The organism is Streptomyces sp. WAC06614 (assembly GCF_003949795.1).
Classification (GTDB): domain Bacteria; phylum Actinomycetota; class Actinomycetes; order Streptomycetales; family Streptomycetaceae; genus Streptomyces.
This window is the reverse complement of the sequence record NZ_RPRY01000194.1, coordinates 1-13,554: the sequence shown is the minus strand read 5'-3', so window position 1 is coordinate 13,554 and position 13,554 is coordinate 1. Positions and strand designations below refer to the sequence as shown.

Below are 13,554 nucleotides of genomic sequence, written 5' to 3'. Positions count from 1 at the left end.
CCCCGGCACCGGCCCCGCCCAGGCTGGCCCGGCCGACGCGCTCCCGCGGGCTGTCCCCGGCGGCCCGGCCAACGGCCTCGCGCCGGCGGGTCCCGGCGGCCTCGCCCAGGCACATCCGACGGCCCCGGCCACCGGCCCCGCCCAGGCGGGCCCGGCCGACGCGCTCCCGCAGGCTGTCCCCGGCGGCCCGGCCAACGGCCTCTCCCAGGCCGGCCCCACCGGCCCCGCCCAGGCCGGCCAGGCGGGCCCCGCCAACGGGTCGGCCCCGGCCGGCGCCGTGCCCGGAGCGCCCGGGCAGGCCGGGCTCGTGGTGGCGGGTGGGGGGCCTGGTGCCGGGGATGCCGAGGCTGCTGGGCATCCCGCCATGGCCCGGGCCATGACCGGCCGGCGGCCGGCCGGGCCGGTGCAGAGCGACGAGGCCACGGCCGAGGAGGCCGGCGGTCGCCGTGGCCGCCGTACCCTCGGCGAGCCCGCCCCGCAGGAGGCCGCCGGTGTCGAGGCGGCCCGGACCGCCGAGGCCGCCCAGCCCACCGGGCGGCGCCGGGCGCTGCCCGCCACCCCGGCCTGGCCCGTTCCCGCCGCCCGGACCGCGCCCGAGCAGGACGCCGCGGCGGAGCAGGTCGCCCTGCCCGGGGCCCGGCAGCCGCAGGACACGCCCGGCCGGCCCATCAGCGTGCGCACCCTCGGCCAGGGCATCTCCGTGGACCCGGACGCGGCGGGCCCCGCCGCGACCTCCGGCTCCGGCCGCCGCCGCAAGCTCGCCGAGCCCGCCCCCCAGGGCCGTGCCTTCGCCATAGGGGCGCCCGAGGCGGGGGCCGCCGAGGGGCCGGAGCCGCTCGACGGCCCCGGCGGTGCCGTCGAGGTGGTCAACCGTCCCGTGCCGCAGCCGCTGGACGACGAACTGCCGCCGGAGCCGCTGGACAACCCGCGCCGTCTGCTGGTGTGGCCCGCGCCCGACGTCCAGACCCAGGCCGCGCTCAGCGAGCGCGGCTACCGCCCGGTGATCGTGCACTCGCGCGAGGAGGTGGACGCGCAGATCGCGGCGTTCCCGGCCGCGCTGTTCGTCGACCCGCTGACCGGCCCCATCACCCGTACCGCCCTGCAGTCCCTGCGCCAGGCGGCCGTCGCCGCCGAGGTGCCCGTGCTGGTGACGGCCGGCCTCGGGCACGCCACCCGCGAGGCGGCGTACGGCGCCGACCCGGCCGTCCTGCTCAAGGCGCTGGCGCCGCGCGACAGCGAGCAGCACCCCTCCCGGGTGCTGCTGATCGAGGAGAAGGACGAGATCGCCGCCGCCCTGACCGCTGCCCTGGAACGGCGCGGCATGCAGGTGGCCCGCGCGGGCGCGGACACCGACGCGGTGGAACTGGCGACCCGGACCCGGCCGAACCTGGTGGTCATGGACCTGATGCAGGTCCGCCGCCGGCGGGCCGGCATCGTGGACTGGCTGCGGGCGGGCGGCCAGCTCAACCGCACCCCGCTGGTGGTCTACACGGCCGATTCGATCACGGCCGAGGACCTGCCGCGGCTGGGCTCGGGCGAGAGCGTGCTCTACCTGTCGGAGCGGTCCACCACCGCCGAGGTGCAGGGCCGCATCGTGGACCTGCTGGCGAAGATCGGCACCAATTAGCCACCCTGGGCGGATGGCCCTCACCGATGACCGTACCGAGCACAGCGTCCCCGCCGACGACGGGGAAGTGACCCTCCTGATAGCCCGGCAGGTGGAGCCGGGCTACGAGGAGGCCTTCGAGAAGTGGGCGCGCGGCATCCTCGACGCGGCCGCGACCTTCCCCGACCACCTCGGGTACGGGCTGTTCCGGCCGGCCGCCGAGGGCGCGCCCTGGTTCCTCGTGCACCGCTTCCGGGACCAGGCCGCGTTCGAGACCTGGCAGGCGTCGCCGGAGCGCGCGCGGTTCTTCGCCGACTGCGAGGGGCACCACCACCACGAGATCGCCCGGCGCGAGCTGCACGGCATGGAGACCTGGTTCGCCAAGCCCGGGACGTCCCGGCCGGCGCCTCCGCGGTGGAAGATGGCGATCAGCTCCGGGCTGGCCATCTTCCCGATCTCCCTCGCCGGGAACCTGCTGCTGGCGCCCGTCCTGGTCGACCTGCACGTGGTGCTGCGGACCGCCGCCTTCGCCGCCGTCTTCAGCAGCCTCATGACGTACGCGGCGATGCCCCTGGTCAGCCGCCTGCTGCGGAACTGGCTCAGCCCGCGGCGGGCGGGCTGAGCCAGGAACGGCGGGCTGAGCCGGGGGCGGGTCAGTCGAGGACGGTCACGTCCAGCGCACCGTCCGCGTACTGGCGGCGGATGACCTTCTTGTCGAACTTGCCGACGCTGGTCTTCGGCACGGCCTCGACGACCGCCCAGCGCTCGGGCAGCTGCCACTTGGCGATCGACCGGCCGAGGAAGGTCCGCAGGGCCACGTAGTCGGCGGCGGCGCCCTCCTTGAGGACGACGGTGGCCAGCGGGCGCTCGCCCCACTTCTCGTCGGGCACGGCGACGACCGCCGCCTCGGCGACCTCGGGGTGGGCCATCAGCGCGTTCTCCAGCTCCACGCTGGAGATCCACTCGCCGCCGGACTTGATGACGTCCTTGGCCCGGTCGGTGAGCGTGAGGAAGCCGTCCGGGCCGATCACGCCGACGTCACCGGTCTTGAGCCAGCCGTCCTCGCTGAACTTGTCCTGCGGGCGCAGCGGTTCGCCGTCCGGGCCGTTGTAGTACGCGCCCGCGATCCAGGGGCCGCGCACCTCCAGCTCACCGGCGGACTCGCCGTCCCAGGGCAGCAGGTCGCCGCCCGGCCCGACCAGCCGGGCCTCGACGCCGGCCGGGAACCGGCCCTGGGTGATCCGGAACGACCACTCCTCCTCGGCGGTCAGGCCGGCCGGCGGGTGCGCCATGGTGCCCAGCGGGGAGGTCTCGGTCATGCCCCACGCGTGACAGAGGCGTACGCCCAGCCGGTCGTAGGCCTCCATCAGGGCCGGCGGACAGGCCGCGCCGCCGATGGTGACCCGCTCCATGGAGCTCAGGTCGCGGGGGTTCGCGGTGACCTCGGCGAGCAGCCCCTGCCAGATGGTGGGGACGGCGGCGGCGTGGCTGGGCCGCTCCCGCTCGATCATCTCGGCGAGCGGGCCGGGCTGGAGGAAACGGTCCGGCATCAGCATGTTGATGCCGGTCATGAACGTGGCGTGCGGCAGGCCCCAGGCGTTGACGTGGAACTGCGGGACCACGATCAGGCTGGTGTCGCGGTCGGTCAGGCCCATCGACTCGGCCATGTTGACCTGCATGGAGTGCAGGTAGATCGAGCGGTGGGAGTAGACCACGCCCTTGGGGTCGCCGGTGGTGCCGGAGGTGTAGCACATGGCGGCCGCCTGGCGTTCGTCCAGCTCCGGCCAGTCGTACGTGTGCGGGCGGCCCTCGATCAGGGCCTCGTAGTCATGGACCCGTACGTTCCGCTCGGCGGCGACCGCATCGAGGGCCGAGCGGTCGCCGGGCCCGGACACCACCACGTGCTCGACGGTGCCCAGGTGCGGCAGCAGCGGGACCAGCAGCGGCAGCAGGCTGCCGTTGACCAGGACGACCCGGTCGGCGGCGTGGTGGACGATGAAGACCAGCTGCTCGGGCGGCAGCCGCAGGTTGAGCGTGTGCAGGACCGCGCCCATGGACGGGATCGCGAAGTACGCCTCGACGTGCTCGGCGTTGTTCCACATGAGCGTCGCGACCCGGTCGTCCTGCTGGACCCCCAGCTCGTCGCGCAGGGCGTGCGCCAGCTGGGTCGCGCGGACCCCGACCTCGGCGAAACTGCGGCGGTGCGGCTCTGCCTCCCCGGTCCAGGTCGTGACCTGCGACTTTCCGTGGATCGTCATCCCGTGCTGCAAGAGGCGGGTGACGAGCAGTGGTACGTCCTGCATGGTGCTCAGCAAAGCGTCCTCCCGAGGGCGCCGCGCGGCGCTGCGGTAGCTGCGGTTGCCGTCGATTCTGCTGGCATACCGCTCGGCATGTCACTACCCGGGAGTTCAGAGACGGACCGCGAATCCTGTCCGTGGCGACAGTGCCGGGCCCCGTGGCGACAGTGCCGGGTCCCCTGGCAGGAGTGCCGGGTCAGCAGGCCAGGCTCAGCTCGGGGTCCTCACGGAGTTTGCCCAGCGCACGGGAGACGGCGCTCTTGACCGTGCCCACCGAGACGCCGAGCAGTTCGGCGGTCTGGGCCTCGCTCATGTCCTCGTAGTACCGGAGCACCACCATCGCCCGCTGCCGCTCGGGCAGCCGGGTCACCGCGCGCCACATCGCGTCGCGCAGGGCCTGGTCGTCGGCCGGGTCGGTGTCCGGGAGGCCTTCCGGCTCCGGGAGCTCCCCGCACACGAACTCGTCCACCTTGCGCTTGCGCCACTGCGAGGTGCGCGTGTTGACCAGGCAGCGCCGGACGTAGCCGTCGAGGGCGCGCTGGTCCTGGATGCGGTCCCAGGCGACGTACGTCTTGGCGAGGGCGGTCTGGAGGAGGTCCTCGGCGTCGCACGGGTTGGCGGTGAGCGAGCGTGCGGTACGCATGAGCACCGTCCCGCGGGTCCGTACGTACGCCGAGAACGACGGGTACAGCAGCGGGTCCGAGGCGTACGTGCACACTGGCGTGGTCATAGCTCCACGCTAGGAGCCCGGCCCCTCCCCGGGGATCGGCCCCAGGTGCCGAAGCGAGGTCCGCCTCAGGTTGTAGGGGTGGGGCCTGCCGGACCTCCCAAAGGTGGAGGAGATCCCGTTCCGCTCGCCCCGAGGTCAGAGGTCGGCCCCCAGGACCAGGCCGGAGGTGGGGACTCCGGTCCCGGCCGTGACCAGGGCGTGGGCGGCGCCGGCGACCTGGTTGACCGCGGTGCCGCGCAGCTGGCGCACGGCTTCGGCGATGCCGTTCATCCCGTGCAGGTACGCCTCGCCGAGTTGGCCGCCGTGGGTGTTGAGCGGCAGCCCGTCCTCGGCGACGAAACCGGCGGCCTCGCCGGGCCCGCAGAAGCCGAACTCCTCCAGCTGCATCAGCACGAACGGGGTGAAGTGGTCGTAGACGATGCCGACGTCGATGTCGCCGGGGCGCAGCCCCGAGGTGCGCCACAGCTGGCGCGCGACCACGCCCATCTCGGGCAGGCTCGTCAGATCGTCGCGGTAGAAGCTGGTCATGGCCTCCTGGCGGCGGCCCGCGCCCTGGGCGGCGGCCGTGATCACCGCGGGGGCGCGGCGCAGGTCGCGGGCGCGTTCGGTGGTGGTGACGACCAGGGCCTGGCCGCCGTCGGTCTCCTGGCAGCAGTCCAGCAGCCGCAGCGGTTCGACGATCCAGCGGGAGGCGGCGTGGTCGGCGAGGGTGATGGGCCGGCCGTGGAACCAGGCGGCGGGGTTGGTCGCGGCGTGCCGGCGGGCGGTCACCGCGACCGGGCCGAAGGCCTCGGGCGTCAGCCCGTACGTGTGCAGGTAGCGCTGGGCGGCCATGGCGACCCAGGAGGCCGGGGTGAGCAGGCCCCAGGGCAGCGACCAGCCGAGCGCCGCGCCCTCGGCGGAGGGTTCGCGCTGCTGGACGCCGGAGCCGAAGCGGCGGCCGGAGCGCTCGTTGAACGCCCGGTAGCAGACGACGACCTCGGCGACGCCGGTGGCGACGGCGAGGGCGGCCTGCTGGACGGTGGCGCAGGCCGCGCCGCCGCCGTAGTGGATGCGGGAGAAGAAGGACAGCTCGCCGATGCCGGCCGCCTGGGCGACGGTGATCTCGGGGCTGGTGTCCATGGTGAAGGTGACCAGCCCGTCGACGTCGGCCGGGGTGAGGCCGGCGTCGTCGAGGGCGGCGTGGACGGCCTCGACGGCGAGGGTGAGCTCGCTGCGGCCGGAGTCCTTGGAGAACTCGGTCGCACCGATGCCGGCGATGGCGGCCCGCCCGCCGAGGGAGTCGCGGGTGCGCACGCTCATCGGGTCACCCCGTCCGCGGGGAGCTGGGCGGTCACCGTGCCGGTGACGTGGTGGCCGAGGCCGTTGGCGCCGGTGATCCGGATCTCGACGGTGTCCTCGGTGCGGGCGGTGACGGTGCCGGTGAGGGTCATGGTGTCGCCGGGGTAGTTGGGGGCGCCGAGGCGGATCGCGACCTTGCGCAGGACGGCCCGCGGGCCGAGGTGGTCGGTGACGTAGCGGCCGACGAGACCGTTGGTGGTCAGGATGTTCATGAAGATGTCCGGGGAGCCCTTGGCCCGCGCCAGCTCGGCGTCGTGGTGGACGTCCTGGTAGTCGCGGGAGGCGATCGCGCCCGCGACGATCAGGGTGCGGGTGATCGGGATCTCCAGCGGCGGCAGGGTGTCGCCGACGTTCATGCGTGCTCCTCCTCGTACGCGTGGTGGTCCGCGCCGTTGGCCGCGCCGTGGTCGCCGTCGCGATCCGCGCCGTGGTCGCCGTCATGGTCCGCGCCGTGGTCCCCGTCGTGTGCCAGGAGCTCGCCCAGCTCGGCCAGCAGCTCGCTGCCGCAGCCCAGGTACGCGTCCAGCTGCCGGCCCCACAGGAAGTGCCGGTGCACGGGATGGTCGAGGTCGGCGCCGGTCCCGCCGTGCAGGTGCTGGCCCGCGTGGACGACCCGCTTGCCGGCCTCGGACGCCCACCAGGCGGCGGTCAGCGCGTGCTCGGCGGCGGGCAGGCCCGCGTCGATCCGCCAGGCGGCCTCGTACGTGGTGACCCGGATCGCCTCGGTGTCCATGTGGGCGTCGGCGGCGCGCAGCATGACGCCCTGGTGGGTGGAGAGCGGCCTGCCGAACTGCTCACGGGTCGCGGTGTGTGCGACGGCCCGGGCCACCGACCCGGCGCAGACCCCCGCCTGGAGCCCGGCGAACGCGGTCCGCGCGGCCGCCAGTACGGCGGCGTAGGCCCCGGGACCGCCGAGGGGTTCGGCCGGCGTGCCGGTCAGCGTGAGCCGGCCGGCCGCCCAGGGGGCCGTGGTCTCCACCGGCTCGACCGCCGCGCCGGGCGCGTCCGTCCGTACGAGCCACAGGGCGCGGTCGGCGGCCGGGACCAGGACGTGGGTGGCGTCGCGCAGCCACGGCACCACGGGCAGGATGCCGGTGAGCCGCCCGTCCGGGTCCGCCGTGACCCGGGCCCGTCCGCCGGGGGCCGGGAACACCCCGGTGGCCACCGCGTCGCCGGAGCCGAGGGCGGGCAGCAGGCGGGCGCGCTGCTCGGGGGTGCCGTGCGCGGCCACGGCGTGGATGCCGTAGACGCAGGTCGCGGCGAGGGGGACCTGGGCGGTGGTGCGGCCCTGTTCCTCCAGCAGCAGGACGAGACCGAGCAGCCCGAGGTCCGGGACGGCGGCGGGCAGTCCGGCCGTGGTCAGGGCCTTCCACAGCTCCGCGTCGGAGGCGGTGCCGGCGGCGGCGAGGCGTTCGTGGGTGGCGAGGTCGCGCAGGATCTCGGCGGCCAGGTCGGCGGCGGCCGTCTGCTCCTCGGTGGGACGGAAGTCCATCAGGCCTGGCTCCCCCGGGTCGCGTCCATCGCCTCGGTGGCGCGGAAGACGGGCAGTTCGAGCTCTTCGTCGACGCGCAGGAACTCCAGCCGGACGGGCATGCCGATGCGCACCTTGTCGTAGGGGACGCCGACGATGTTGCTGATCGTCCGGACGCCCTCGGCCAGTTCGACCAGGGCGACGGCGTAGGGCGGGTCGAACGCCGGGAACGGCGGGTGGTGCATGACCACGTAGCTGAAGACCGTGCCGGTGCCGGAGGCCTCGACGGTGTCCCAGTCGAGGGAGGCGCAGGCGTGGCAGCCGGGCAGCCAGGGGAAGCGCAGGGTCCGGCAGGAGGTGCAGCGCTGGATCAGCAGCCGGTGCTCGCGTACGCCGTCCCAGAAGCCCTGGTTGTCGCGGTTGACCACGGGGCGGGGGCGGCGGGGGGCGGCAGCGGCCGGAGACTCTGCCGGGCGGGCGGCGGGGCGGGGGGCGGCCGGGGCGTACTTGAGGATGCGGAAGCGGTGGGTCCCGGCGAGTTCGCCGCCGGCGCGGACGTCGGTGCGGGTGGTCACGAAGTGGCCGGTGCCCAGCTTGGTGGTCTTGCGGGGGGAGACGCTCTCGATGACGGCGTCGAAGGTGACGGTGTCCCCGGGGCGCAGCGGGCGCAGGTACTCCTGCTCGCAGTCGGTGGCCACCACCGAGGTGCACCCGGCGGCGTCGAGCAGGCCGAGGAGCTCGTCGAAGGCGGAGGAGCGGCCGGTGTGCCCGGAGAGCCCGCCCATCGTCCAGGCCTGGAGCATGGTGGGCGGGGCGACGGCGTCGGGGCCGGTGTAGGCGGGGTTGGTGTCGCCCATGGCCTCGCACCAGTGGCGGATCATGGCTTCGCTGACGGGGTCCTTGCCGACACCGGCGGTGGCGGCGGGAAGCCCGACGAACCGGGCGAGCCGCCGCCGGAAGGCCTGGGCGCCCGGGGCCTCGGCGCCCGGGGCCTGGGCTTCGCCCGTCTTCGGCTCCGCCTCGGCCTCTGTGCCGGTATCGGTGCCGGTGTCGGTGCCGGTGCCGGTGTCGGTCCGTACGGAGCGGTCGCCGGTCGGCGTCATCGCTTCCTGCCCTTCATCCCGAGCCGCATCGTGGCGACGAGCTCCCGCTGTACCTCGCTGACCCCGCCGCCGAAGGTGTTGATCTGCGCGGCGCGGTTCATCCGTTCCAGCTCGCCGCCCGCGAACCCGGCCGGGCCGCGCACCAGGGCCGCCTCGCCCACCACCTCCTGGCAGATCCGGTACACCTCGATCGTGGACTCGGTGCCCACGAACTTCACCCCGCTCGCGTCGCCCGGCGCGAGCGTGCCGGCGCCGACGTCCTGGACCAGGCGCCAGTTGAGCAGCCGTACGGCGGCCAGCCGGGCGTGCGCCTCGGCGAGCCGGCACCGAACCCAGGGGCGGTCCGCGGGGCGCTCGCCGGTCACCGGGTCCGGGGTCCTGGCGTGGGCGAGGGCGGCGTCGTAGAAGTCCTCGGCCTGCATGCCGATGGCGGCGAGGGCGACGCGTTCGTGGTTGAGCTGGTTGGTGATCAGGCTCCAGCCGCCGTGCTCGGGGCCGACCAGGTTGCCCGCCGGGACGCGTACGCGGTCGTAGTAGGTGGCCGTGGTGGTCTGGCCGCCGACGGTCGCGATGGGCGTCCAGGAGAAGCCCGGGGCGTCGGTGGGGACCAGGACGATGGAGATGCCCCGGTGCTTGGGGGCGTCCGGGTCGGTGCGGCAGGCCAGCCAGATCCAGTCGGCGTTCTGGGCGTTCGAGGTGAAGATCTTCTGCCCGTCGATCACCCAGTTACCGTCGCGCTCCCGGGCGGCCCGGGTGCGCAGCGCGGCGAGGTCGGTGCCGGCCTCGGGCTCGGAGTAGCCGATGGCGAAGACGAGTTCACCGGCGAGGATCCGGGGGAGGAAGGCGGCCTTCTGCTCGTCGGTGCCGTACTTCATCAGGGTCGGGCCGACCGTGTTGAGCGTGACCATGGAGACGGGGGCGCCTGCGCGGTAGGCCTCGTCGAAGAGGACGAACTGCTCGTCGGCGCCGCGTCCCTGGCCGCCGTACTCGGTGGGCCAGCCGAGGCCGAGGAGTCCGTCGGAGCCGATGCGGCGCAGCAGGGCGCGCTGCTCGGCGGGGTCGGTGGGCGGGCCGTCGGGCATCACCGTACGGAAGTACGCGCGGAGTTCGGCGCGCAGTCGCAGCTGGCCTTCGGTCGGGGCGAGGTGCACGGCGCTGGCCTCCCGGCTCACATCGTCAAAACGCTGATCTGACTGTCCGTCAGATTCGTTCGGGATGTCAAGGGAGGGGCGGGGGGCCGGACCGGACGACGCGAAGGCGCCCGCGCTACCGGACCCCAGCCGGTCCGGGCGCGCGGGCGCCTTCCGTGTACGTTCAGGTGGTCCGCACGGGGCGTCGCCCCGTGCGGGGGACTACCACCAGGGGTGGAAGTTCACCGCCAGGTTGCCCTGCTGGATCGCGGTGAGGGCGGCGCCGTTGACCTGGGCGCTGTTGTTCTGGTTGGACGCGCCGGAGCCCGTGGCGACCTGCTGCGTGGTGGCCGAGTTGCCGTTGTTGTTCCCGCCGACACCGCTGCCGATGATGCTGGCGACGCTCGCATTCGATCCGTCGTTCGCGAACGAGCCGTTGTCGGCCTGGGCCACTCCGCCGAAGAGGGCGGCGGCGAGCGGGAGAGCGGCGACGGCAGCGAGGACGCGGGCGATACGGATGCTTGCCATGTCTGAATCCTCCAAAGGACCCGAAGTGGGGGTGGGACCAACCCGGTTGGCCGACCGGTTGTTGATCGTGGTCACGACGTCGCGAGACCAGAGTTGCCCACCGAATCCCCGGCGAACCACCCCTAGATCCTCGATTCCCCCGCAAGTATGAGCAACATCGGATAAACCTCAATTGCGCCCCCAACAGCCCAGGTCAGCGCCCTGGAGCCGGGCGAAACCCAGTCCGCGCAAGGGCGGAGGCCGGGTACGGCGCACGGACTTTGCCGGTGCGCCCGGGGCGCGCGAAAAGGGCCGCACCGTCCGGGAACCCCTCCGACTCCCGGCCCTGCGGCCCCTGCGGTACCAAGCAATACGCCCCCTGCACGCCCCCGGCGCCCGCCGGGGCTCACGCTCCCCCGAACGGCTAGGCGACGAGCGTGAGCACGTCCCGGTCCGCCACGGTGGCGGCGGCGGTCGTGGACCGTCGGACGGACGGCGTGGAGCCGTGGGCCTCGGCCCGGATCCGCTGCGCGATGGTCGGCGGCAGCGCGCCGCCCCGCATCATCTGCCGCCAGCTGCGCCGCCCGACCCCGCGCACCGCCCGGCCGGCCCCGTCCACCCGGCCGGCCGCCCGTGACGCGGCGCCGACCACCTCCGACACCCCACCGGCAGCAGCGACGGCATTCCCGGCCACGCCCGCGGCGCCGACCCCGGCCCCGGCCTGGACGAGGCCCGCACCCGCGGCCTTGCCGCTCCGGGCGGACACCCACCCGAGGAGCACGGCGAAGACCCCGGCGAGGAAGGCCCGGAGCGCGGAGAGAGCCGGAAGGGAACGGCTGCTGCGGTTCATGACGATGCTCCTCAAATCGCTTATGTCGCGAAGTCCGACGGGCGGATCTGCATACATTCGGCATGATGCGCGTGCAACCGGAGCGTTTCTCCCACCCGCGCCGATCGTCGGACAAACACCACCCGATCGGCGCCAACCCCACCCCAAGCAGAAGGGGCGCCCCGTGTACGGGACGCCCCTTGAGGTGCGGTGGGTGTGGGATTTGAACCCACGGTGACTTGCGCCACGACGGTTTTCAAGAGAGTGCTGTGGGAACAGCCTTCACCGTGATTGACCTGCTCGTTCCCCAGTTACCTGACCCCTTGCCGCCTCCGGCGGTCCACACCTGGTCCACTGGTTTCATACGGGCCCCTGCCGCGCACTGTCACCCCACTTCGCGGCCTCTGCCGCTTGGAGGTGCTGGATGGGCGCGGTTAACCTGGCCCAACGGCCTGCGGCCGTTCGCCCTCACTGCGATTGAGGGCGAACGGCCGCGGGTCTTGTTCTGGCGTGAGACCTATCAGGTCGTTGCCTTGCCGATGCAGAACCACACGGTGCCCGCGCCGAGGCCTCCGGCGGCGGTGATGCAGGGTACGCAGGCAGCGCCGGCGGTTCCCACGCAGGCGGCGGCACACGCGGTACCGATCAGCGCAAGGGTCCAGGATGAGACGCCCGCGCTGGCCAGGCAGTTGTTGAGCTTGCTCCAGCTGAAGCCGAAGGTCGAGAGCTGGGGCTGCTTGACGGTCAGGTCCTTGGGCAGGTCCGCCGCGTTGATGATCTTGTCGGCCGTGAGAGCGCCGTTGCGCCATACCTGCGCGTGACCGGTCTTGTCGTCGTGGGTGAGCTGCATCTCCAGCGTCTCGATCAGCTTGCCGGAGGAGTCGTACACCGCGTTCAGGCTCGCGCCGACGACCTGGCCGCTGATGGGAACGGCGACCTGGGTGTTGCCGTTCTTGAACTTGTAGACGGTGGCGCCCTCCGCCACCAGGGACGAGCCGTCCTTCAGGTGAGCGGTGATCTTCTTGCCGTCCACATCTGCGCCGACCTTCTCCACCCAGGTCCTGGCCTGCTCGCCGTCGACGACGGAAGCCTGGCTCTGCAGCGTACGGATGTTCTTGGCCAGTGCGGCGGTCTCGGGCGAGACGTCGCCCGCGGCGGACGCCGAGGCAAAGGCCGAGGGGGCGAACGCGTGGCTCTGCGCGGCGGTCGTACCCACGAGGGCCAGGCCGGCCAGGGCGGCGGTGGCTATGCGGTAGGAGAGTTTCAAGGGAACGTTTCCTTCTTGATGGCGGAGATGTTGAAGTTGCTCGCACGGATCGCGGCCATCAGCGCTTGCGAAGAAGCACGAGGAAGACGAGTACGGAGCTCGCGGCAGCGGCCGCCCACGGAGTGGGGCCGTCTTCCCACGTGACGACGGCTGCTGCAATCGTCAGGGCCGCGTTAAAGCCCGCAATCCCCAGGACTACTCCGGCTGTTCGCCCGTCTTCCATCTGTGTCCCCTGCTGTGGTTGTTCACCGCTGCGGTCGGAAATGACCATATGAGCGGGATAAGGCCCCCTCAAGTGATCAACAGGTCATGGCCATGGTTTCCGGACAGGCTGAGGCGGCATTGCGGCATCCGGGGAACTCACTCAGATCACCGCCTATCGGCATGGAACAGAGCTTGGATCATGCACAGTTGAGCCGATGCGGTCATTCCGGTGGGCTGCTAGCGCGCGGCGATCGGCAGTTCGAGTGGGCCTCGACGAGATGTCCTGATTACGCGACAGAAGCCTCGCCTCGCGGAGGGCCGCGCACGACTTCTCTGCTTCTGCGGGAGAGTCGGAGGTGTCTCCACAGTGGGGGCCTAGCCTTGATCGGGCAGACGATCCGTCGACTTGCTGAGCTCAGCGACCAGCGGGGCTTTGGGTGTAGGTCAGGTGACCGCCCGCGCGGGGCATCCCAAACCCCGAATTTAGATGCTTGATACATCTAAATAACCACAAGTAGTGAAGACGGGAAACTTCCGAGAGGAATTAGAGATGTTTCGCAGGATGCTGATTCAGATCTTTCGCGAGGCAATGAAGAGTGGCGACGGAACATTGCGCGCACTCGTCATCCTTGGAAGCCTCTTCCGGATGGTGCTCGGGTGCTTCCTCATTACGGCCGCGCTCGTTGCAGCCCGGTACTACAACGTGCTGTAGCCGGGGATGCTGCATCACCAAGCGATGAAGCAACATTATTGAGACCTAGGGCCGTTGACCTCTAGATCCTACCCCGTGGCCCGTTGGACCGTGGTCCACAGTTGGTCCACACACACTGGTCAACGACGTGACACGAGCGGATCAAGGTGAGACCGGGCTCATGACGAAGGGGTGCCCCTGAACCGGGACACCCCTTCTGATCAGCACCTTCTCTGACCTGCTGCGGTGGGTGTGGGATTTGAACCCACGGTGACTTGCGCCACGACGGTTTTCAAGACCGTTCCCTTAGGCCGCTCGGGCAACCCACCTCGCCGGTACAGAGTACCGGCGAGGTGGGTTGCCCGAGCGGCCTAAGGG

12 protein-coding genes, 1 tRNA gene and 1 pseudogene are annotated in these 13,554 nt (G+C 72.5%); 3 read left to right on the top strand and 11 right to left on the bottom strand.

What is annotated here, in order from left to right:
* Together EF918_RS38430 and EF918_RS23405 are read left to right on the top strand one after the other, a co-directional pair.
* A pseudogene (locus EF918_RS38430) lies at positions 1 to 1,627 on the top strand (hypothetical protein); the annotation flags it as partial.
* Positions 1,628 to 1,640: 13 nt separating this feature from the next.
* Complete coding sequence (locus EF918_RS23405) at positions 1,641 to 2,228, top strand: antibiotic biosynthesis monooxygenase (RefSeq protein WP_125650111.1); 588 nt, start codon at positions 1,641 to 1,643, stop codon at positions 2,226 to 2,228.
* A gap of 31 nt (positions 2,229 to 2,259) precedes the next feature.
* Here EF918_RS23405 and EF918_RS23400 read toward each other — a convergent pair whose 3' ends face one another.
* The 10 genes from EF918_RS23400 to EF918_RS23355 form a co-directional block, all read right to left on the bottom strand.
* A complete protein-coding gene (locus tag EF918_RS23400; protein WP_125650109.1) occupies positions 2,260 to 3,921 on the bottom strand; it encodes a long-chain fatty acid--CoA ligase in 1,662 nt (553 codons plus the stop codon).
* Between the two features lie 178 nt (positions 3,922 to 4,099).
* Positions 4,100 to 4,633 carry a SigE family RNA polymerase sigma factor gene (locus tag EF918_RS23395; protein ID WP_125650107.1) on the bottom strand — a complete coding sequence of 178 codons (534 nt, stop codon included), beginning with the start codon at positions 4,631 to 4,633 and terminating at the stop codon, positions 4,100 to 4,102.
* A 135-nt stretch (positions 4,634 to 4,768) separates the two neighbouring features.
* On the bottom strand, positions 4,769 to 5,935 hold the full coding sequence (locus EF918_RS23390; protein WP_125650104.1) for a lipid-transfer protein: 1,167 nt from the start codon (positions 5,933 to 5,935) through the stop codon (positions 4,769 to 4,771).
* Positions 5,932 to 6,330, bottom strand: a complete 399-nt coding sequence (locus EF918_RS23385; protein WP_125650102.1) for a MaoC family dehydratase — start codon at positions 6,328 to 6,330, stop codon at positions 5,932 to 5,934. Before EF918_RS23385 ends, EF918_RS23390 begins: the two co-directional genes overlap by 4 nt.
* Positions 6,327 to 7,466 (bottom strand): acyl-CoA dehydrogenase family protein, encoded by a 1,140-nt coding sequence (locus EF918_RS23380; RefSeq protein WP_125650100.1) that lies wholly within the window; start codon positions 7,464 to 7,466, stop codon positions 6,327 to 6,329. The genes EF918_RS23385 and EF918_RS23380 overlap by 4 nt, the downstream gene beginning before the upstream one ends.
* Positions 7,466 to 8,548, bottom strand: coding sequence for a bifunctional MaoC family dehydratase N-terminal/OB-fold nucleic acid binding domain-containing protein (locus EF918_RS23375; protein WP_125650098.1), 1,083 nt, complete (start codon positions 8,546 to 8,548; stop codon positions 7,466 to 7,468). The genes EF918_RS23380 and EF918_RS23375 overlap by 1 nt, the downstream gene beginning before the upstream one ends.
* Positions 8,545 to 9,699 carry an acyl-CoA dehydrogenase family protein gene (locus EF918_RS23370; protein WP_125650096.1) on the bottom strand — a complete coding sequence of 385 codons (1,155 nt, stop codon included), beginning with the start codon at positions 9,697 to 9,699 and terminating at the stop codon, positions 8,545 to 8,547. Before EF918_RS23370 ends, EF918_RS23375 begins: the two co-directional genes overlap by 4 nt.
* Positions 9,700 to 9,900: 201 nt before the next feature.
* Positions 9,901 to 10,206: a hypothetical protein gene (locus tag EF918_RS23365; protein WP_125650094.1), complete on the bottom strand. Its 306-nt coding sequence runs from the start codon at positions 10,204 to 10,206 to the stop codon at positions 9,901 to 9,903.
* 403 nt (positions 10,207 to 10,609) lie between these two features.
* Entirely contained in the window at positions 10,610 to 11,035 is a 426-nt protein-coding gene (locus EF918_RS23360) for a DUF6344 domain-containing protein (protein WP_125650092.1), read from the bottom strand.
* 499 nt (positions 11,036 to 11,534) lie between these two features.
* Positions 11,535 to 12,281 carry a hypothetical protein gene (locus EF918_RS23355; RefSeq protein ID WP_125650090.1) on the bottom strand — a complete coding sequence of 249 codons (747 nt, stop codon included), beginning with the start codon at positions 12,279 to 12,281 and terminating at the stop codon, positions 11,535 to 11,537.
* Between the two features lie 766 nt (positions 12,282 to 13,047).
* Here EF918_RS23355 and EF918_RS37175 point away from each other — a divergent pair.
* On the top strand, positions 13,048 to 13,197 hold the full coding sequence (locus EF918_RS37175; protein WP_185921880.1) for a hypothetical protein: 150 nt from the start codon (positions 13,048 to 13,050) through the stop codon (positions 13,195 to 13,197).
* Between the two features lie 223 nt (positions 13,198 to 13,420).
* On the opposite strand, the gene EF918_RS23350 is transcribed toward EF918_RS37175, so the two are convergent.
* Positions 13,421 to 13,505 (bottom strand) — tRNA-Ser (locus tag EF918_RS23350).
* Between the last annotated feature and the right edge of the window lie 49 nt (positions 13,506 to 13,554).